The following is an 18,432-nucleotide window of genomic DNA, read 5'->3' as shown; positions in this document are numbered from 1 at the left end:
CTCACCGGGCACCCAGCCTCCCTAGTCCGTTCGGGCCCGTCGTGCACGCCGCGCGGGTCGCGCCCGTTCCCACCGGACCCTGATGGCGCCAGTGTATCCGGCGCCCATTTCGCACTAGACCGTAACCAGTGAATGGACGTCCAGATTCCCCAGTTTGTCGCGTCCGTGCAGGAAGGACAGTTCGAGGAGGACCGACAGCCCGACGACGTCGCCGCCGCATCGCCGCACGAGTTCGGCGGCCGCCCTGGCCGTGCCCCCGGTGGCCAGGACGTCGTCGACGATCAGCACGCGCTCGCCGGCTTCGAGAGCGTCGGAATGGATCTCGATCGTCTCGTTCCCGTATTCGAGGTCATAGGTCTCCTCGCGCGTCGCCGCGGGCAGCTTCCCCTTCTTGCGCACCGGGACGAAGCCGGCGCCGAAGTGGTAGGCGACGGGCGCGGCGAGGATGAACCCGCGGGCCTCGATACCGACGATCTTGTCGATGGTGCCGCGGCCGTGGTGGTTGACGATCGAGTCGACCACGCCGGCGAACGCGACATGGTCGGCCAGCAGCGGCGTGATGTCCTTGAACATCACGCCGGGCTTGGGGTAGTCGGGGATGTCGCGGATCCGTTCCTGGATCAGCTTGCCGAGGTCCACGGTCGACGATCCCCCGCCTAATTGCCGCGCCGCTGCTGCCGCGTCCCGCGCTTGGGCTGCTGGCGCGACCCGGTCTGCACGACCTTGCGCACCGTGACGGTGCTCCTGATGTCGGCGGCGGGCTCACCGGTGGCCGGGGCGCCCTCGCCGTCATCGTCGCCGTCGTCGGCCGGGGGCTTGCCGGACGCGCCCGCGCCGGCCTTGACCTTGGGCGCCTTGGTCTGCCGCTTCGCGCTCTGCTCCCGCCGGGCGATGTTCTCCCGGATCTGCCGGTACTTCGGCTCGCGCTCCTTCAACTGGACGAGCAGCGGCGTCGCCACGCAGATCGAGGAGTACGTCCCGACGATCATGCCGACGAACAGGGCGAGCGACAGGTCCTTCAGCGTCCCGGCGCCGAACAGCGTGGTGCCGATGAACAGGATCGCGCCGACCGGCAGGATCGCGACCAGCGAGGTGTTCAGCGACCGGACCAGCGTGCTGCTGAGCGCCTGGTTCGCGGCCTCGCTGTAGGTGGTCTTGGAGGTCGGGCCGAGCGGTTTGGTGACCTCCTTGATCATGTCGAAGACGACGACCGCGTCGTACAGCGAGTATCCGAGGATGGTCAGGAAGCCGAGCAGCGTCGCCGGGGTGACCTCGAAGCCGGACCAGGCGTAGACGCCCGCCGTGATGACGAGGTCGTGGACCAGCGCGACCACCGCCGCCATGGCCATCCGCCACTCGAACGCCACCGACAGGTAGCCGATGATCAGGATCATGAAGACGGCCAGCGCCTGCCAGGCCTTCTTCTGGATCTCGCCGCCCCACGAGGCGCCGACGACCTGGGTGCTGACCTTGCCCGCCGGGACCTTCAGTTCCTGGGCGATGTTCGACTTGACCTCGGTGACGTGCGAGGACGACATGCTCTCGGTCGTCACCCGCCAGTCGCCGCCCGCCTTCTGCACGATCGCCTGGTGGGCGCCGCCGCCGGTGACGGCGGTGCGCACCTGCTCGATCGAGGCGCTGGGCGCCTTGAAGGTGAAGACGGAACCGCCCTTGAACTCCACGCCGAAGTTCAGGCCCTGGACGAGCAGGCCGGCGATCGACAGCACCAGCAGCAGCCCGGAGATCGTGTACCAGATCTTCGGGCGGCCGACGATGTCGGCGCTGATCTCGCCCCGGTAGATCCGCGAGGTGACCGTGCGCAGTCCCATGGTCAGGCCTCCTGGCTGGTCGACGGGGCGGTGGTGGCGGACGGCTTGCTCGCCGCGCGGTGCAGCCGCCTTGGATCGAGCCCGGACATCGGATGGCCGCGGCCGAAGAACTTGGTGCGCGACAGCAGCGCGACCATCGGCTTGGTGAAGAAGAACACCACCACGATGTCGATGAGCGTCGTGAGGCCCATCGCGAACGCGAACCCGGCGACGCCGCCGACCGCGAGGAAGTACAGCACGAGCGCGGCCAGGAAGGTGACGGCGTCGGCGACGAGAATGGTGCGCCGCGCCCGCTTCCAGGCGTTCTCGACCGACGAGCGCAGCTTGCGGCCGGCTCTCAGCTCGTCCCGCAGGCGCTCGAAGTAGACGATGAACGAGTCGGCGGTGATGCCGATCGAGACGATCAGGCCGATGATGTGCGGCAGCGAGAGCCGGAAGCCCATCCCCTCACCGAGGATCACCACCGCGAGGTAGGTGATGGCGGACGCCACGACCAGGCTGGACACCGCCACCAGGCCGAGGCCCCGGTAGTAGAACAGGCAGTAGAGGACCACCAGCCCGAGGCCGATCGCCCCGGCGGTCAGGCCGCCGGCCAGCTGGTCGGAGCCCAGCGTGGACGACACCTCGTCGATGGAGCTCTGCTTGAACTCCAGCGGCAGCGCCCCGTACTTGAGCACGTTGGCGAGGTCGGTGGCGTACTGCTGGGTGAAGCTCTCGGGCGGCCCGTCGATCCTGGCGGTGCCGCCGGTGATCGCGCCCTCCCGGATGCCGGGCGCCGAGACGACCTGCCCGTCCAGGACGATCGCGACCTGCGCCTGCGGGGAGTTGGGGTCCTGCTGGTAGGCGCGGGAGGCGTCGGTGGTGATCTCGCCGAACTGGCGGGCGCCCTTGCCGTCGAACTTCAGCGACACCGACCAGCTGGGCTCGCCCTGCTGCGGGTTCGGCGGCATCGCGGTGGCCGCGTCGACGTTCTCGCCGAGCACCCGGACGGGCCCGAGGATGTACTTGGAGACCTGGCCGTTCTCCTCGTTCTGGTCGCAGGCGGCGACGAACTTGCGGTTCGGGTCGTTCGCGCCGGGGGTGTGCCGGTCCCCCTTGTAGCAGTCGAGCGACTCGAACTGCTGGATGACGGCCTTGTCGGTCACGCCCGGGTAGCCCTGCGCGGGTGGCGTCGGCTGCCCGGACGGCACCGTCAGCGGCGACGACGGCGTCGGCTGCGGCTGCGGGTCCCCCGAGGCGGGCGGCTTCGGCGTCGGGGCGGTCAGCGCCCCCGACAGGGCCCGGCCGCGCGGGGTGGACGACGTGGACGGCGAGGCGCTCCCGGACGGGGACGCCGACGACCCGGACGGGGACGGCGACGGCGACGGGCTCTTGCCCTTGTCCTTCTTGCCCTTGTCCTTGATGGAGGGGATCGGGTTCGGCACGGCCCCCTTGGGCTTGCCGTCCGCCGCCGCGAACACCTGGCGGAACTGCAGCTTCGCCGTGGTCCCGATGAGGTTGACGACGCGCCCCTGCCCCTCGCCCGGGACGTTCACCACGATGTTGTTGCTGCCCTGCTTGGCGACCTCCGCGTCGGACACCCCCAGGCCGTTGACCCGCTGGGTCATGATCTTGACGGCCTGGTTCATCTGCTCGGGCGGAGGGTTCTTGCCGTTCGCGGTCTTGGCCGTGAGCGTCACGGTCGTCCCGCCGGCCAGGTCCAGGCCGAGCTTGGGCGTCGTCTGGCCCTGCCAGACCGCCAGGCCGGCGAGGACGACCAGCGTCGCGAACAGTGCGAGGAGCGTGCGCCCGGGTTTGGGAGCGTAGTTGGGCGAAGCCACTGTCGTCTTAACTTCCCGTCTTTGGTCAGCGCCGTGGGAGTGTCAGAAGGTCATGCGGACGGCTTGTCCGCCGCCTTGACCTTCGTCTTCTCCTCCGGCTTGGACGCGGGCCCCCCGTCCTCGTCCACCGCGGTGTCCTTCGTCTCCGTGCCGTCCTCGGTGTCGCCGTCCTTGGACAGGTCGACCTCGGAGCCGTCCTTGGTGAGGTCGACGGTGCCGTCCTCGTCTCCCTCACCGGGGTCCTCGTCGAGGTCCTCGGAGTCGGAGTCCTTGAGGATCTGCATGACGGCCTGCTTGACGAAGCGCACCTCGACACCGTCGGCGATCTCCAGGAGAACGCCGTCGTCGTCGACCTCCACGACGGTGGCGCGGATACCGCTGGTCGTCACCACGCGGACACCGGGCTGGAGGTCGTTCTGCATCTGCATCTGCTCTTTGCGGCGCTTGCTCTGCGGCCGGATGAGCAGGAAGTAGAAGACCAGAGGAACGGCGAGCAGCAGGAGCAGGTTGAACGGCCCGCTACCGCCTGAACTCGCCGCAAGAATCATGTCGCTGCCCATTACCGGGGCATCCTTCCGATGTCGATTACCAGCCTGTGACCGGATCGGTCACGTCCACGGGGACCGCCGGCTGGAGACGGTGAACCAAGTCCCGGAGTCTAGAGAGTACGCGAGACCCCGGCAACGACGCGACGATCGGCGACGCCGGGAAGTTCCCAACCCGTTATCAGATGATCACTATTCGGGCGGGGCGGCGTCCTCGTCCACGTCGAACAGGGTGCCCGCCATCGGCGCCGTGGGCGGCTGAGGCAGCCCCAGGTGCGCCCACGCGGCGGCGGTGGCGACGCGTCCGCGCGGCGTCCGCGCCAGCAGTCCCTGCCGGACGAGGAACGGCTCGGCGACGACCTCCACGGTCTCCGGCTCCTCCCCCACCGACACGGCGAGGGTGGACAGGCCCACGGGCCCGCCGCCGAACTTGCGCATCAGCGACTCCAGGACGGATCGGTCGAGCCGGTCCAGTCCCCGTTCGTCCACCTCGTACAACGCGAGGGCCGCCCGCGCCGATTCCTGCGTGATGATCCCGTCGGCGCGGACCTCGGCGTAGTCGCGGACGCGGCGCAGCAGCCGGTTGGCGATGCGGGGCGTGCCGCGGGAGCGCCGGGCGACCTCGGCGGCGGCGTCGTCGGCGATCTCCACGTCCAGCAGCCGCGCCGACCGCCGGACGATGACCTCCAGTTCGGCGGGCTCGTAGAAGTCCATGTGCGCGACGAAACCGAACCGGTCGCGCAGCGGGCCGGGCAGCATGCCCGCCCGGGTGGTCGCCCCGACCAGGGTGAACGGCGCGATGTCCAGCGGGATCGCGGTCGCGCCCGGCCCCTTGCCCACCACGACGTCGACGCGGAAGTCCTCCATCGCCATGTAGAGCATCTCCTCGGCGGGACGCGCGAGGCGGTGGATCTCGTCCAGGAACAGCACCTCGCCCTCGGCGAGCGTCGACAGCACCGCCGCGAGGTCGCCCGCCCGCTCGATCGCGGGCCCGGAGGAGATCCGCAGCGGCTGCCCCAGCTCCGCCGCGATGATCATCGCGAGGGTGGTCTTGCCGAGGCCCGGCCCGCCCGACAGCAGCACGTGGTCGGGCGTCCGGCCGCGCCGCAGCGCGCTGTGCAGCACCAGCGAGAGCTGCTCGCGCACGCGTTCCTGGCCGACGAAGTCGTCCAGCTTCTTCGGCCGCAGCGCGGCCTCGATCCGCTGCTCCTCGACCCCGTCGGCAGCCGCCGAGACGAGCCGCTCGAATTCATCGCCGCCGTTGCCGCCGCTCATTATTTGCTGAGTTTCTTGAGCGCGGACTTCAGCAGGACGGCGACCGGGGGCGTCTCGGCGCCGTCGAGGTCGGCGGCGACGGCGTCCACGGCGGCGTCGGCGTCCTTGGCCGACCAGCCGAGGTTGATCAGGCCCATCTGCACCTGTTCCCGCCACGCCTCGGCGCGGGCGGGCGTGCGCACCTCGCCGGCGCCGTCGCCGATCGGGCCGCCGAGGCGGTCCCTGAGCTCCAGGACGATGCGCTGGGCGCCCTTCTTGCCGATGCCGGGGACCCTGGTGAGCGCGGTGACGTCCTCGGCGGCCACCGCGCGGCGCAGTGCATCGGGCGTGTGGACCGCCAGCATCGCCAGTGCGAGCCGGGGCCCGATGCCGCTCGCGGTCTGCAGCAGCTCGAACACCGTGCGCTCGTCGTCGTCGGCGAACCCGAACAGGGTGAGGGAGTCCTCGCGGACGATGAGGGAGGTCGGCACGTGCGCCTGCTCGCCGACCCGCAGCCCGGCGAGGGTGGCGGGCGTGCACTGCACCGCGAGGCCGACACCGTGCACGTCGATCACCGCCCCGTCCGGCCCGGCGGCGGCCACCCAGCCGCTGACGAAGGCGATCATTGGCTGCTTCCTCCTCTGTTGCGGGCGGCGAGCCGCGCGCGTTCGGCGCGGGCCGCCTCCTCGATGCGCGACCGCTGCGCCTGTGCGAGCCGCTGCTGCGCTCCCCCGCGCCACACGTGGCAGATGGCCAGCGCGAGCGCGTCGGCCGCGTCCGCCGGGCTGGGGGCCGTCTCCAGGGACAGCAGCCGGGTCACCATCCGGGTCACCTGCGCCTTGTCGGCGCGTCCGTTCCCGGTGACGGCCGCCTTGGCCTCGCTCGGGGTGTGCAGCGCAACGGGCAACCCGCGGCGGGCCGCCGCCAGCATCGCGATGCCGGCGGCCTGCGCGGTCCCCATCACGGTGCGGACGTTGTGCTGGGAGAACACGCGCTCGACGGCGACGGCGTCCGGGCGGAACTCGTCCATCAGCGCCTCGACGCCCGCCTCGATGCCCATCAGGCGCAGGGCGTGGTCCTCGTCGGCGCCGGTCCGCACGACCGACACGTGCACCAGGTGGAGCCGCTTGCCGGGGGCGCCCTCGACGACTCCCACCCCGCACCGGGTGAGCCCGGGGTCCACCCCCATCACCCGCACGGCCACTCCTTCGATCATCTGTTCGGCCGTCAACGCTACCAATCCGGGGCCGCCGCGTGGAGGGCGCGGCCCCGTGTCTCTGGAAGTAATCGGGGCCTCTAGAAGTAATCCAGCGAAAACGGTGTCGCCGCGAAGGCGGCCGGCAGGGCGCCGGCGTCCCCGCCCTGGAGGAGGCCGGAGCGGCGCAGCGTGGGCACGGGGACGCCCGCGTAGAGGGCGGCCAGGCCGTGCGGCCCGAGGCGGACGGCGTCCGGGGTCCCGGCGGACGGCTCCAGCCGCCCCTCGCCGTTCTCGATCTCCAGCCGCCAGTGGCCCGAGTTCGAGGGACGCTGCGGATCGTCGATCGTCAGCGTCACCCCGGCGGACACGCCCTCGGGGTAGCCGCGCGCCGCGATCGCCGCGGGCGCGTCCACCACCCGCAGCATCCACTGGCGCCGCTCGACATTCTCGTGTTCGCGCTCGCGGAGCATCCACAGCACCGGGTCCATGGGCGACACGCACGCCCGGACGGTCTCGGCGACCGAGGACCCGGACCCGACGATGGCCCACAGCGCCCTCAGCGTGGCCTCCGAGGACGCGACGAGCCGGGTGACCTCCAGGGCGTTGTTGCCGTCCGCCCACCGGTAGGAGAGGAATCCGTCCTCCGCCAGGTGAACGTAGTAGTCGCGGTCGGCGAGGACCGCGCGCCACCTCGGCTCCGTCCAGCCGACCGGCCCGCAGTCGAGGCCGGAGGCGTGCGCGCGGCCGATGACGGCGGCGACCTCGGCGGCGTCCTGCGGCCCGGCCCTGCGGACGGGGACCCGCTCGGCCGCGACGGTGCGCAGCGCCTCGGCGGAGATCTCGACGTGGTGCTGTGCGCCCGCGTGCTCCCAGCCGAGCGAACGGTAGAGCCGCGTCGTGGCGGGATAGAGCATGGCGAGCGGGTGCCCGAACGCGGCGCACCGCTCCAGCAGGTCGGTCATCAGCCGGCGGCCGAGCCCCCGGCCGCGCTCCTCCGGCGCTACCGTGATCGCGCTGACGCCCGCGAGGGACACGGCCCGCCCGTGCCACCACTGCGTCATCTCGTGCAGCGCCCCCGTGGCGACGATCTCCCCGTCCTCGAATCCGGCGAACTGCCGCCCGGCGTCGAACGACGACCCGGCGATCTGGATGCGCCGCCGCCACTGCTCGTCCGGCAGCGGGCCGAACGCACGGCTCCGGATGTCGCGGACGGTGTCGGCCTCTTCGGGTGCCAGCGCGCGGATCTCCATGGTCAGGACCGTATTCCATGCCGGTGACACGAACACCGCCGCGCCCCGGAGGGACACGGCGGTGACAACGCGACGGCGGCGGCTCAGGCGTCGATGGCGGCCATGACCTCGTCAGGCACATCGAAGTTCGCGTAGACCTCCTGGACGTCGTCGGAGTCCTCCAGGGCGTCCAGGAGGCGGAAGACCTTTTTGGCGTTCTCCTCGTCCAGGGGGACGGTGACGCTCGGCAGGAACTTGCTCTCGGCCGACTCGTAGTCGATTCCGGCGTCCACCAGGGCGGTGCGGACCGCGACCAGGTCGCCAGCCTCACTGACGACCTCGAAGTTGTCGCCGTCGAGGTCGTTGACCTCCTCGGCGCCGGCGTCCAGGACGGCCATCATCAGGTCGTCCTCGCTGGTGCCCGCCTTGGGGACGATCACGACGCCCTTGCGGTTGAACATGTAGGAGACCGAGCCCGGGTCGGCGAGAGAGCCGCCGTTGCGGGTGAGGGCGACACGGACCTCCGAGGCGGCCCGGTTGCGGTTGTCGGTGAGGCACTCGATGAGGACGGCGACACCACCGGGGGCGTAGCCCTCGTAGGTGATGGTCTGCCAGTCGGCGCCCCCGGCCTCCTCACCGGCGCCGCGCTTGCGGGCGCGCTCGATGTTGTCGTTGGGGACGGAGTTCTTCTTCGCCTTGTAGATGGCGTCGTAGAGGGTGGGGTTGGCTTCGGGGTCGCCGCCGCCGGTGCGGGCCGCCACCTCGATGTTCTTGATCAGCTTCGCGAAGAGCTTGCCCCGCTTGGCGTCGAGGGCCGCCTTCTTGTGCTTGGTCGTCGCCCACTTGGAATGGCCGGACATCTGTCACTCCTCCTCTGTCGTCCGGCGCACCAGATCGGCGAAGTAGTGGTGCACGCGGAAATCGCCTGTCAACTCCGGATGGAACGAGGTCGCCATGAGACGTCCCTGACGAACGGCGACGATCCTACCGGCGTTCGGGCCGCTCTCGGCGCGCCCGAGGATCTCGACGGCGTCGCCGACGGACTCCACCCAGGGGGCGCGGATGAAAACGGCGTGATACGGGGTGTCGCCCATATCGGTCAGCGAGATCGCGGCCTCGAAGGAGTCGACCTGCCGGCCGAACGCGTTGCGCCGCACGGTCATGTCGATCCCGCCGACGGTCTCCTGGCCCGCGACGCCGCCCCGGATCCGGTCCGCCAGCATGATCATGCCCGCGCAGGAGCCGTAGGCGGGCAGGCCGGCCTCGATCCGCTTGCGCAGCGGATCGAGAAGCTCGAAGGAGCGCGCCAGCCGCCACATCGTGGTGGACTCCCCGCCGGGCAGGACGAGCCCGTCGACGCGTTCCAGCTCGTCGGGACGGCGCACGGCCAGGGTGCGCGCGCCCGCGGCCTCCAAGGCGCGGACGTGCTCACGCACGTCGCCCTGCAGAGCAAGGACACCGATCGTCGGCACAGTGGTCACGTGGGAACCTTCCAGGGATGCGCCTTCCGGGGATCCGGGGAGCCGTCTCCACCCTAGACGGTCCTTACAACGCCGCACGACGTGGCCGACCTTCCCGGGCCGCCCCGTGCCGTCCCCGGGCGGGTCAGGCGTGTTTGAAGCGGCGGAGGGGAAGCTCCAGCGGCAGGAAGCCGTCCTCGCCGCGGTCGGCGATACCGCGGCCGAACATGTGCGCCTCGGCGAGCGCGAGCCCGAACTCCTCCGGGTCGAACGGCAGCGGGACGTCCGGCGCGCCCGCGTCGATGGCGCGCCAGAACGGCCGCTCGGCGGGCAGCCGCTCGCCCTGGTCGACGACGACGCCGTCCTCGGCCGTGACGAACACGTCGCGGAGCAGCCTGCCCGACTCGTACCAGCGGAACCAGCAGCCGCGGATCACGGTGTGCAGGACGAGCACGCCGCAGTGCGAGTCCGGCAGCGCGGCCGCGGCGGTGTCGGCGATCCGGCGCGCGTCGTCGTCCAGGCAGAACAGCCGCCGGTCGCACAGCAGCAGCGCCCGCTCGAACGCCCCGACGAACAACTCGTCCTCGTACGGCCAGAGCGCGAAGTCCAGGACCGTGTCCCCGGTCTCGGTCAGGGTGTCGGCGGGGTAGAGGCCGCGCGCGATCGCCGCGGCGGCGTCCGGATCGGGCACCAGGCCCGGCCGGAACACCTCGGTGGGTTCACCCGCGCTCGCGCACGCCAGCGCGACCGACCAAGCCATGCTCTCCCCTCCCGCGGCCGGGCACAGCCCAAGGGGACCGCCCACGGGTATCGCCTCATTCTGGGGGGATGCCCCCAGCCCCTCGGGAACCGCCTTGTTCACCGGCCGCGCCGCCAGGTTAACCCTGCCAGGGCGCCATGTGGAGCCCGGGGCCCGGATCGGCTCACCAGCCGCGGCCCGCGAACTTCTGGTCCTCGCCGAGGGAGGCGGCGTTGATGCCGACCATGGCCTCGCCGAGCCCGCGGGACACCTTGGCGATCACGTCGGGGTCGTCGTGGAAGGTGGTGGCCTTCACGATGGCCTCGGCGCGCTGGGCCGGGTTGCCGGACTTGAAGATGCCGGAGCCGACGAAGACGCCCTCGGCGCCGAGCTGCATCATCATGGCGGCGTCGGCGGGGGTGGCGATGCCGCCGGCGGTGAACAGCACGACGGGCAGCCTGCCGGCCTGCGCGACCTCCTTGACCAGCTCGTAGGGGGCCTGCAGGTCCTTGGCCGCGACGTACAGCTCGTCCTCGGGCAGCGACTGGAGCCGGCGGATCTCCTGCCGGATCTTGCGCATGTGGGTGGTGGCGTTGGACACGTCCCCGGTGCCGGCCTCGCCCTTGGAGCGGATCATCGCCGCGCCCTCGGTGATGCGGCGCAGCGCCTCGCCGAGGCTGGTGGCGCCGCACACGAACGGGACGGTGAACGCCCACTTGTCGATGTGGTTCTCGTAGTCGGCCGGGGTGAGCACCTCGGACTCGTCGATGTAGTCGACGCCGAGGGCCTGCAGCACCTGCGCCTCGACGAAGTGGCCGATGCGGGCCTTGGCCATGACCGGGATGGAGACCGCGTTGATGATCCCGTCGATCATGTCGGGGTCGCTCATCCGGGAGATGCCGCCCTCGACGCGGATGTCGGCGGGCACCCGCTCCAGTGCCATGACGGCGACCGCGCCCGCGTCTTCGGCGATCTTCGCCTGCTCGGGCGTGACGACGTCCATGATCACGCCGCCCTTGAGCATCTCCGCCATGCCGCGCTTGACACGGGCGGTCCCGGTCTCCGGCGCAGGGTTGTCGGTGGCGGGAGTGGAAGTGGACACGGGCATTCCTCACGTGGACGGACGACAGAGTCGTTTCCATGATATTGCCTGTTCGGGCGCCCTCTGGACCCGGCAGAGTGTCAACGCGCGGCCTCCGCCGCTTACGGAGTGACCGCCGGTCCGCCGAAGTGGCCGCCTGCGGCTCGTCCGGCACGCGCCGCTCAGGGCGTGTAGGGCTTGCCGTCGTTGACGAGCAGGACCCAGACCTGCCCCGGCGCGAAGGTCATCGGCTTGCCGTCGGCGGTGGTGAAGGCGGTCCCCTTGTCCTCGGACGGCCGCGACCACCTGGCCTTGTAGGACTTCCCGTCGCGCAGGACGAGCGCCCGCCCGGTTCCGGTGGTGTGGATCAGCGGCGTGTAACTGCCGAGGAAGTCGTGGAACTTCGAGCGGGTGGTCTTGGCGTACTGGACGACGACCGTCCGCCCGCCGAGCCGCCCGCCCTCGGCGGCGAGGTCGGGACGCCCGCCCCAGCTGGCGAGCCACCGCTTCTCCTTCGCCGACCAGGTAAAGCCCATGGTCGCGGCCGGCCATCGGGCGGTGAAGGACCTGGTGGGCGTGCCGCCGTCCGGGGCGTCCCCGAAGCGGAAGCCGATGTCGCGCGGCTTCGCGGCCTTCGGCGCCCGCTTGAGCAGGTTCTTCGGGTCGGCGTACAGGTTGTAGGGAATGTGCCTGGCGCCGGACCTGACGTAGGCACCGCCCGCGTTCTCCTGGGAGATGTCGTACAGCGGCGCCTTGCGGATGTACTTCTTCATCTTGCTCTGGACGCCGGAGAACGCGAAGGCGGGGCGGCCGAACTGCGGCAGGATGTGCAGGTCGGAGATGCGGGCGCTGCGGACCGGCCCGACCCGCTTCGGCAGCCGGGACGAGTAGATCGCCATCAGCCGGGTCTCGCCGCCCTCGACCTGCTCGACATAGACGATGTCGGCGGACTTCACCCCGCTCTGCGGCAGCGCCGGCCGGGTGTTCTCGATCTTGACCGCGAGGACGGGATTGTCCAGCCCCTTCGTCCCGCCGTTGAACGGGTGCGTCGCCGGCCCGGGGGTCTCACTGGGCTGCGGCGTCCCCGTGCCGCTCGGCGGCGGCGCGCTCTTCGCGCCGGAGTCCGAGCAGGCGGGCAGGACGGCGGACCCGACGACGAGGACGCCGAGCCACGCGGCCGCCCGGCCCCGGACGGTGGTGTCCCATGCGGACCGCACGATGTACCTCCCTTGGACGGTCTGCCAGAGGGTAGCGAACGTGATCGGACGTGCCCGCCGGTCCGGCGATACAGAGCCGCGTCCTAAATGTGATCAATCTCGCGGCGGGCGGGCGGGTCGTCGTCGATCTCGAAGAAGTCCGGCAGCGGGGCGCGCCCGGCGAGCGGCAGGACACGGATGAGCAGCTTGCGGCGCGCGATCCGGGCCTGGGAGACGGCGTCGTTGTAGAAGCGGCGGGCGTAGGCGACCTTCGCGGCGGCGGAGGCCATCTCGTCCAGCACCTCGGAGCCGTCGCCCGCGCCCTTGGCGGCGAGGGTGCCGACGAACCCGGGCTGGTCGACGACGGCGCGCAGCGCCCGGGACAGGTCGCTCTCGGCGAACTCGCGGCGCTCGGCGTCGGCGGTGCGCGCCTCGTGCGCGGCGGTCGCCAGCACCAGGCTGGCCGCCGGGTCCAGCAGCCGGGACGCGGCCAGCTCCAGCGCGGCGGCGGCCCGCCGGACGAGCGCGGCGTCCAGCGCCGCGCGGGCCGTCTCGACGCGGACGTGCAGCCGGTCCAGCCGGGTCGCGCGCCACGACACGTACACGCCGATCAGGAAGACGACGGCGATCCAGAACAGGACGTCGATGATCCAGTCGTAGGACATCCGGTGCGCTCCTAGACCCCGGCGCCGGACTCGACGACGCCGGCGCCGCCGCCCGTGACGGTCTCGTAGACCCGCAGCACGTCGCGGGCCACCGACGCCCAGTCGTAGGCGCGGACCGCGGCGCGGGCCTCCACCGACAGCTGCTTGCGCCGCGCCGGGTCGTCCAGCAGTTCGCCGGCCGCCCTCGCGAGCGCCTCATGGTCGCCGGTGGGGAACAGCGCCCCGGCCCGACCGCCGAACAGGACCCGGTCGAACGCCTCGATGTCGCTGGCCAGAATGGGTGCGCCCGCCGACATCGCCTCGGCGAGAACGATGCCGAAGCTCTCGCCGCCGAGGTTGGGCGCGACGAACACGTCCACCGAGTGGTAGGCGCGGATCTTGTCCTCCTCGCTGACCAGGCCGAGGACGACGACGCGGTCGCGCAGCTCCGGCGGGACCCGGGCGAGTACGTCGTCGGCGTCGCCGGGCCCGGCGATCAGCAGCCGCAGCGCGGGCCGGCCGCGGCCGAGGATCTCGAACGCGCGCAGCAGCACCTGCAGGCCCTTGCGGGGCTCGTCCATCCGGCCGAGGAAGCCGAGCGTTCCCCCGTCGCCGCACGCCGACTCGCCGCGCCCGCGCCAGCCGGGCAGCGGCTCGGCCATCGCGTACCGCTCGGTCGCGACGCCGTTGGGGATCAGCACGGCATCGCCGCCGAGGTGCTCGACGAGCGTGGTGCGGGCGGCCTCCGACACCGCGATCCGGCCGGTGATCTTCTCCAGCGCGCTCTGCAGGATCGGCGCGGTCACCGACAGCGCCCGCGACTTCTCATAGGACGCGTGGAAGGTGCCGACGATGGGCCCGTCCGCCGCCCAGCACGCGAGCAGGCCGAGCGAGGGCGCGGCGGGCTCGTGGACGTGCAGGACGTCGAACCCGCCCTCGCGGATCCAGCGGCGCACCCGCCCGGCCGACAGGAACCCGAACGCCAGCCGGGCCACCGAGCCGTTGTAGGGGACGGGGACGGCGCGGCCGGCCGACACCACGTAGGGCGGCAGCTCGGCGTCGTCGTCCGCGGGGGTGATCACCGACACGTCGTGGCCGAGCCCGATCAGCGCCTCGGCGAGGTCGCCGATGTGCTGCTGGACGCCCCCTGGGACGTTCCAGGTGTACGGGCAGACGATTCCTATCCGCATCGGCCGGCTCTCATTCCCGGCCGCCGGCCAGGTCGTCCACCCAGACCTTCTGCAGCATGTGCCAGTCCTCCGGGTGCGCGGCGATGCCCGCCTCGAAGACGCGCGCGAGCTCCTGGGTCATGGCCTGGATCTTCTCCTGTCTGCCGCCCTCGTCCGGGACCGGGATCTCCTCGTGGACGCGCGCCGCCCAGTATTCCCCCTCGTACCAGAGTGTCACGGGGATGAGGGCGGCGCCGGTCTGGATCGCGAGCGCGGCGGACACCGCGGGCATCCGGGCGGTGGAACCGAAGAACTCGACGTCGATACCGTTCTCGGTCAGGTCGCGGTCGACGACCAGGCACACCGGCCGTCCCGCGCGGAGCCGCTGGGCCAGCCGCCCGTACGCGGCGGCGCCGCGGTGCGGGAGGACCTCCATGCCGAGGCTCTCGCGGAACTCGACGAACCGGTCGAACAGCGACTCGGGCTTGAGCCGCTCGGCGACGGTGGTGAACGGGTAGCCGCAGTGCACGAGCCATGCGCCGGCGTGCTCATAGTTGCCCATGTGCGGCAGCGCGAGGATGACGCCGCGCCCGGAGTCGAGGTTGGTGAAGATCTTCTTCTCGCCGGTGATCCGCATCCGGCCGAGGATCCGCGCCCGGTCGTACTCGGGCAGCCGGAACACCTCCAGCCAGTAGCGCAGGTAGGAGCGCAGCACCTTCTTGCTGAGGATGCGGACCTCGTCGTCGACCGCGTCCTTGCCGAGGACGCGGCACAGGTTCTTCTCCAGCTGCCGCACACCGGGGCCGTGCTGGTGCCAGGTGCGGTCGGCGAGCGCGGCGAAGACCAGCCGCGCCATGCTCTCCGGCATCTTGCGGACGACCGTCCAGCCCAGGGCGTAGACGGCGCCGGTCACCTCATCGCGGAGGGACGCGCCGTCGTCTCCGCGGCGCGGCGTGGTCACGATCGCGGCTCCGGTGTCCTCTGGGCCCCGTTCCCGGCGTTGCTCCGCGTTCCGTGCCCGGTCGCGGGGTCCGCGCCGTCCTTGGCCTGGACGTAGACCGCGGCGAACCGCTGCCCGACGGTGACCGTGCTGAGCGCGGCGAGCGCCCACAGGGCGACGGTCAGGATGTAGGGGACGCCGAGGCCGTCGAGCCCGGCGGCGACCAGGGCGACGATGAGGCGCTCCGCGCGCTCGGCGATGCCCACGTTGCAGGTATAGCCGAGCCCTTCGGCGCGGGCCTTGGCGTAGGACACCACGACGCCGGAGACGAGGCAGTACAGCGCGACCGCGGCGAGCGGCTCCTGCCCGTCCCGGTAAAGACCGATCATCAGCCCGGCGAAGATCGCGGCGTCGGCGACCCGGTCCATGGTGGAGTCCAGGAACGCGCCGAACTTGGAGATCTTCCCGGTGACCCGGGCGACCGCGCCGTCCAGCATGTCGAACAGCACGAACGCGGTGATGACCACCGTCCCCCAGAAGAACTCCCCGCGCGGGAACAGGGCGAGCGCGCCCGCGGCGACGCCCACCGTGCCGATGACGGTGATGGCGTTGGGCGAGATCCCGGTCCGCGCGACCGCCTGTCCGACGGGGGTGAGGACGCGCCCCAGCGCGGGCCTGATTCTGTTGAGCATCGCCGTCCGTTCTCGTGGTCTACGGGTGCGGGGCCCCTTTCGCCGGTGACCGGGCGGGCCGCCGCGGCGCGCCCATCGTAGTGCGGACCCGGCGGAGACGTGCCCCGGGCGGGGTTTGGGAGTCCCACGGCCCGGACAGACCACGGTTGATTGCCGTTCACCCCTTGTGATCCCGGCCATCACGGGAAAGGGTGGTGATACGGGTGTGACGTCGGTCACGCACGCATGGACGAGGTCGGACGCCGCACTCGGACGTCAGGGCCGGGCCCGCCGGGCCGGGCCTCAGCCGCACGCGGGCCTCCGCGCGGAGACCCGTCCGAGGAGGTAGGCATGGCGGACAAGGGAGGCCACCCGGGAGGCCCCGGCAGGGCACCGGAGGCCGGCGGGTGCGACAAGGTGCGCAATGTCGCGCTGGTCGGCCATTCGGGCGCCGGCAAGACCACGCTCGTCGAGGCGCTGCTCACCGCGACCGGCACGCTGCAGCGGCCGGGCAGGGTCGAGGACGGCACCACGGTCAGCGACTTCGACGAGGTCGAGGTGCGCCAGCAGCGCTCGGTGAACCTCGCGCTCGCACCGTTCACGCACGGGGACGTCAAGGTCAATCTCATCGACACTCCCGGCTACGCCGACTTCGTCGGCGACCTGCGGGCCGGGCTCCGCGCCGCCGACGCGGCGCTGTTCGTGATCTCGGCGGTGGACGGCATCGACGGCCTCACCCGCATGCTGTGGGAGGAGTGCGCGGCGGTGCGGATGCCCCGCGCGGTCGTCATCACCAAGATCGACCAGCAGCGCGGCGACTACGACGACGTGGTCATGGCCTGCCAGGAGGTCTTCGGCGAGGGCGTCGCCCCGCTGTACTTCCCGGCCGCCGGCGAGGACGGGCTGAAGGGCCTGATCGGGCTGCTGTCGCAGCGCTGCATCGACTACTCCTCCGGCCGGCGCGCCGAATGCGACCCCGACCCCCGGTACCTGGAGCAGATCGCCGAGCAGCGCGCGTCGCTGATCGAGGGGATCATCCAGGAGAGCGAGGACGAGACCCTCATGGACAGGTACCTGTCCGGTGAGGACATCGACGTCAAGGCGCTCATCGAGGACCTGGAGACCGCGGTCGCGCGCGGCAGCTTCCACCCTGTCCTCGCGACATCGGTACCGCACGGCGACCACCCCGGCCCGGTCATCGGCATGCCGGAGCTGCTGGAGGTCATCACCCAGGCGTTCCCGTCCCCCCTCGAACACGGCATTCCCCCGGTCACGCCGGTGAAGGGCGGTCCCCCGAAGGAGCTGACCTGCGACCCCGAGGGCCCGCTGGTGGCCGAGGTCGTCAAGACCACGTCCGACCCCTATGTCGGGCGGATCTCGCTGGTCCGGGTGTTCTCCGGGACGCTGCGCCCGGACACCACGGTGCACGTGTCCGGGCACGGCATGGCCGAGCGCGGGCACGAGGACCACGACGTCGACGAGCGGGTCGGCGCGCTCACCTCCCCCCTGGGCAAGACGCAGCGGGTCGTGTCGTCCTGCATGGCGGGCGACATCTGCGCGGTGGCGAGGCTCGGCCGCGCCGAGACGGGCGACACGCTGTCCGACCCCGGCTCGCCGATGGTGATGGCGCCCTGGTCGATGCCGGACCCGCTGCTGCCGGTGGCGATCCGGGCGAGGTCCAAGGCCGACGAGGACAAGCTCAGCCAGTCGCTGGCCCGGCTCGTCGCCGAGGACCCGACGCTGCGGCTGGAGAACAACGCCGAGACGCGCCAGCTGGTGCTGTGGTGCATGGGCGAGGCCCACGCCGACGTGCTGATCGACCGGCTGAAGACCCGCTACGGCGTCGAGGTCGAACGGGTCGACCTGCGCGTCCCGCTGCGCGAGACGTTCGGCGGGAAGGCCGGCGGCCTCGGCCGGCACGTCAAGCAGAGCGGCGGGCACGGCCAGTACGGCATCTGCCACATCGAGGTGGAGCCGCTCCCCTCGGGTGAGGGCTTCGAGTTCGTGGACAAGATCGTCGGCGGGGTGGTGCCACGGCAGTTCATCCCGTCGGTCGAGAAGGGCGTCCGGCAGCAGATGGCGCGCGGAGTGTCCGCCGGATATCCGCTGGTCGACATCAAGGTCACCCTGTACGACGGCAAGGCGCACTCGGTCGACTCGTCCGACATGGCGTTCCAGGCCGCCGGCGCGCTCGCGCTGAAGGACGCGGCGGGCCAGGTGCCGGTCCTGCTGCTGGAACCGGTCGACGAGGTGGCCGTGCTGATCGCCGACGAGTACGTGGGGCCGATCATGTCCGACCTCACCTCGCGGCGCGGCCGGGTGCTCGGCTCCCAGGCGGTGCCCGGCGGCCGTACCATGATCAAGGCGGAGGTGCCGCAGTTGGAGATCGTCCGGTACGCGACGGATCTGCGGTCGATGTCGCAGGGCACCGGCACGTTCAGCCGCACGTTCCTGCGCTACGAGCCGCTGCCGGCGCACCTGGCCGACAAGGTCGCCGCCGAGTCCAGGGATGCCTGACCGCACCGGAGGGCGGGCGGTGCCGGCGCCGGGCCCGCCCGCCCTCGCCCTCCGGGATCCCCGGCTCATCCCACAGGGTGATCTGTGATTCGGCCGCGCGGCCGATGATCACACGGCGGCGCAGGTGACATCGTGGTCCC

At 71.7% G+C, this 18,432-nt stretch carries 18 protein-coding genes; 1 reads left to right on the top strand and 17 read right to left on the bottom strand.

The genetic code is table 11. The features are described from left to right. Positions 1 to 114: 114 nt before the first annotated feature. From AF1_RS05060 to pgsA, 17 genes are all read right to left on the bottom strand, one after another. Positions 115 to 639, bottom strand: a complete 525-nt coding sequence (locus AF1_RS05060) for an adenine phosphoribosyltransferase (RefSeq protein WP_067793817.1) — start codon at positions 637 to 639, stop codon at positions 115 to 117. A 17-nt stretch (positions 640 to 656) separates the two neighbouring features. Then, a complete protein-coding gene (gene secF, locus AF1_RS05055; protein ID WP_067793816.1) occupies positions 657 to 1,829 on the bottom strand; it encodes a protein translocase subunit SecF in 1,173 nt (390 codons plus the stop codon). Between the two features lie 2 nt (positions 1,830 to 1,831). Beyond that, complete coding sequence (secD, locus tag AF1_RS05050) at positions 1,832 to 3,649, bottom strand: protein translocase subunit SecD (protein WP_084262459.1); 1,818 nt, start codon at positions 3,647 to 3,649, stop codon at positions 1,832 to 1,834. Between the two features lie 50 nt (positions 3,650 to 3,699). Then, a complete protein-coding gene (gene yajC / locus AF1_RS05045) occupies positions 3,700 to 4,209 on the bottom strand; it encodes a preprotein translocase subunit YajC (RefSeq protein WP_084262458.1) in 510 nt (169 codons plus the stop codon). A gap of 177 nt (positions 4,210 to 4,386) precedes the next feature. Continuing rightward, positions 4,387 to 5,469, bottom strand: a complete 1,083-nt coding sequence (gene ruvB, locus AF1_RS05040) for a Holliday junction branch migration DNA helicase RuvB (protein WP_067793815.1) — start codon at positions 5,467 to 5,469, stop codon at positions 4,387 to 4,389. Further along, positions 5,469 to 6,074, bottom strand: a complete 606-nt coding sequence (gene ruvA, locus AF1_RS05035; RefSeq protein WP_067793814.1) for a Holliday junction branch migration protein RuvA — start codon at positions 6,072 to 6,074, stop codon at positions 5,469 to 5,471. Before ruvA ends, ruvB begins: the two co-directional genes overlap by 1 nt. Further along, positions 6,071 to 6,646 (bottom strand): crossover junction endodeoxyribonuclease RuvC, encoded by a 576-nt coding sequence (gene ruvC / locus AF1_RS05030; RefSeq protein WP_067793852.1) that lies wholly within the window; start codon positions 6,644 to 6,646, stop codon positions 6,071 to 6,073. Before ruvC ends, ruvA begins: the two co-directional genes overlap by 4 nt. Positions 6,647 to 6,744: 98 nt before the next feature. Next, positions 6,745 to 7,896 (bottom strand): GNAT family N-acetyltransferase, encoded by a 1,152-nt coding sequence (locus AF1_RS05025; protein ID WP_067793813.1) that lies wholly within the window; start codon positions 7,894 to 7,896, stop codon positions 6,745 to 6,747. A gap of 83 nt (positions 7,897 to 7,979) precedes the next feature. Continuing rightward, positions 7,980 to 8,735, bottom strand: a complete 756-nt coding sequence (locus AF1_RS05020) for a YebC/PmpR family DNA-binding transcriptional regulator (RefSeq protein WP_067793812.1) — start codon at positions 8,733 to 8,735, stop codon at positions 7,980 to 7,982. Between the two features lie 3 nt (positions 8,736 to 8,738). Further along, positions 8,739 to 9,356, bottom strand: a complete 618-nt coding sequence (gene pdxT / locus AF1_RS05015; protein ID WP_067793811.1) for a pyridoxal 5'-phosphate synthase glutaminase subunit PdxT — start codon at positions 9,354 to 9,356, stop codon at positions 8,739 to 8,741. Between the two features lie 124 nt (positions 9,357 to 9,480). Next, a complete protein-coding gene (locus AF1_RS05010) occupies positions 9,481 to 10,095 on the bottom strand; it encodes a DUF6928 family protein (protein WP_067793810.1) in 615 nt (204 codons plus the stop codon). Positions 10,096 to 10,258: 163 nt separating this feature from the next. Beyond that, the gene (gene pdxS, locus AF1_RS05005; protein WP_067793809.1) at positions 10,259 to 11,182 is read right to left on the bottom strand and encodes a pyridoxal 5'-phosphate synthase lyase subunit PdxS; all 924 of its coding nucleotides are present in this window, start codon (positions 11,180 to 11,182) and stop codon (positions 10,259 to 10,261) included. 155 nt (positions 11,183 to 11,337) lie between these two features. Then, positions 11,338 to 12,372, bottom strand: coding sequence for a DUF3048 domain-containing protein (locus AF1_RS05000; protein WP_067793808.1), 1,035 nt, complete (start codon positions 12,370 to 12,372; stop codon positions 11,338 to 11,340). 83 nt (positions 12,373 to 12,455) lie between these two features. After that, positions 12,456 to 13,016 (bottom strand): hypothetical protein, encoded by a 561-nt coding sequence (locus tag AF1_RS04995; RefSeq protein ID WP_067793807.1) that lies wholly within the window; start codon positions 13,014 to 13,016, stop codon positions 12,456 to 12,458. An 11-nt stretch (positions 13,017 to 13,027) separates the two neighbouring features. Next, positions 13,028 to 14,185: a glycosyltransferase family 4 protein gene (locus AF1_RS04990; protein WP_067793806.1), complete on the bottom strand. Its 1,158-nt coding sequence runs from the start codon at positions 14,183 to 14,185 to the stop codon at positions 13,028 to 13,030. A gap of 10 nt (positions 14,186 to 14,195) precedes the next feature. Then, a complete protein-coding gene (locus AF1_RS04985; RefSeq protein ID WP_084262457.1) occupies positions 14,196 to 15,125 on the bottom strand; it encodes a phosphatidylinositol mannoside acyltransferase in 930 nt (309 codons plus the stop codon). Further along, positions 15,122 to 15,796, bottom strand: coding sequence for a phosphatidylinositol phosphate synthase (gene pgsA / locus AF1_RS04980; RefSeq protein WP_067793805.1), 675 nt, complete (start codon positions 15,794 to 15,796; stop codon positions 15,122 to 15,124). The genes AF1_RS04985 and pgsA overlap by 4 nt, the downstream gene beginning before the upstream one ends. 330 nt (positions 15,797 to 16,126) lie before the next feature. Here pgsA and AF1_RS04975 point away from each other — a divergent pair, with 330 nt between their 5' ends. After that, positions 16,127 to 18,292: an elongation factor G-like protein EF-G2 gene (locus AF1_RS04975; protein ID WP_067793804.1), complete on the top strand. Its 2,166-nt coding sequence runs from the start codon at positions 16,127 to 16,129 to the stop codon at positions 18,290 to 18,292. Positions 18,293 to 18,432: the final 140 nt, after the last annotated feature.

Origin of the sequence: Actinomadura formosensis NBRC 14204, assembly GCF_001552155.1 — a bacterium.
Classification (GTDB): domain Bacteria; phylum Actinomycetota; class Actinomycetes; order Streptosporangiales; family Streptosporangiaceae; genus Spirillospora; species Spirillospora formosensis.
The sequence above is the reverse complement of the archived record's forward strand: the minus strand, read 5'-3'. Positions and strand labels throughout refer to the sequence as shown.

What these genes read in the sequence shown, in the direction of transcription:
- AF1_RS04995 (WP_067793807.1), bottom strand. Translation starts at nt 13,016, where the DNA reads ATGTCCTACGACTGGATCATCGACGTCCTGTTCTGGATCGCCGTCGTC.
- AF1_RS05010 (WP_067793810.1), bottom strand. Translation starts at nt 10,095, where the DNA reads ATGGCTTGGTCGGTCGCGCTGGCGTGCGCGAGCGCGGGTGAACCCACC.
- AF1_RS04990 (WP_067793806.1), bottom strand. Translation starts at nt 14,185, where the DNA reads ATGCGGATAGGAATCGTCTGCCCGTACACCTGGAACGTCCCAGGGGGC.
- AF1_RS05020 (WP_067793812.1), bottom strand. Translation starts at nt 8,735, where the DNA reads ATGTCCGGCCATTCCAAGTGGGCGACGACCAAGCACAAGAAGGCGGCC.
- AF1_RS05025 (WP_067793813.1), bottom strand. Translation starts at nt 7,896, where the DNA reads ATGGAGATCCGCGCGCTGGCACCCGAAGAGGCCGACACCGTCCGCGAC.
- yajC (WP_084262458.1), bottom strand. Translation starts at nt 4,209, where the DNA reads ATGGGCAGCGACATGATTCTTGCGGCGAGTTCAGGCGGTAGCGGGCCG.
- pdxS (WP_067793809.1), bottom strand. Translation starts at nt 11,182, where the DNA reads ATGCCCGTGTCCACTTCCACTCCCGCCACCGACAACCCTGCGCCGGAG.
- pgsA (WP_067793805.1), bottom strand. Translation starts at nt 15,796, where the DNA reads ATGCTCAACAGAATCAGGCCCGCGCTGGGGCGCGTCCTCACCCCCGTC.
- ruvB (WP_067793815.1), bottom strand. Translation starts at nt 5,469, where the DNA reads ATGAGCGGCGGCAACGGCGGCGATGAATTCGAGCGGCTCGTCTCGGCG.
- ruvA (WP_067793814.1), bottom strand. Translation starts at nt 6,074, where the DNA reads ATGATCGCCTTCGTCAGCGGCTGGGTGGCCGCCGCCGGGCCGGACGGG.
- AF1_RS04975 (WP_067793804.1), top strand. Translation starts at nt 16,127, where the DNA reads ATGGCGGACAAGGGAGGCCACCCGGGAGGCCCCGGCAGGGCACCGGAG.
- secF (WP_067793816.1), bottom strand. Translation starts at nt 1,829, where the DNA reads ATGGGACTGCGCACGGTCACCTCGCGGATCTACCGGGGCGAGATCAGC.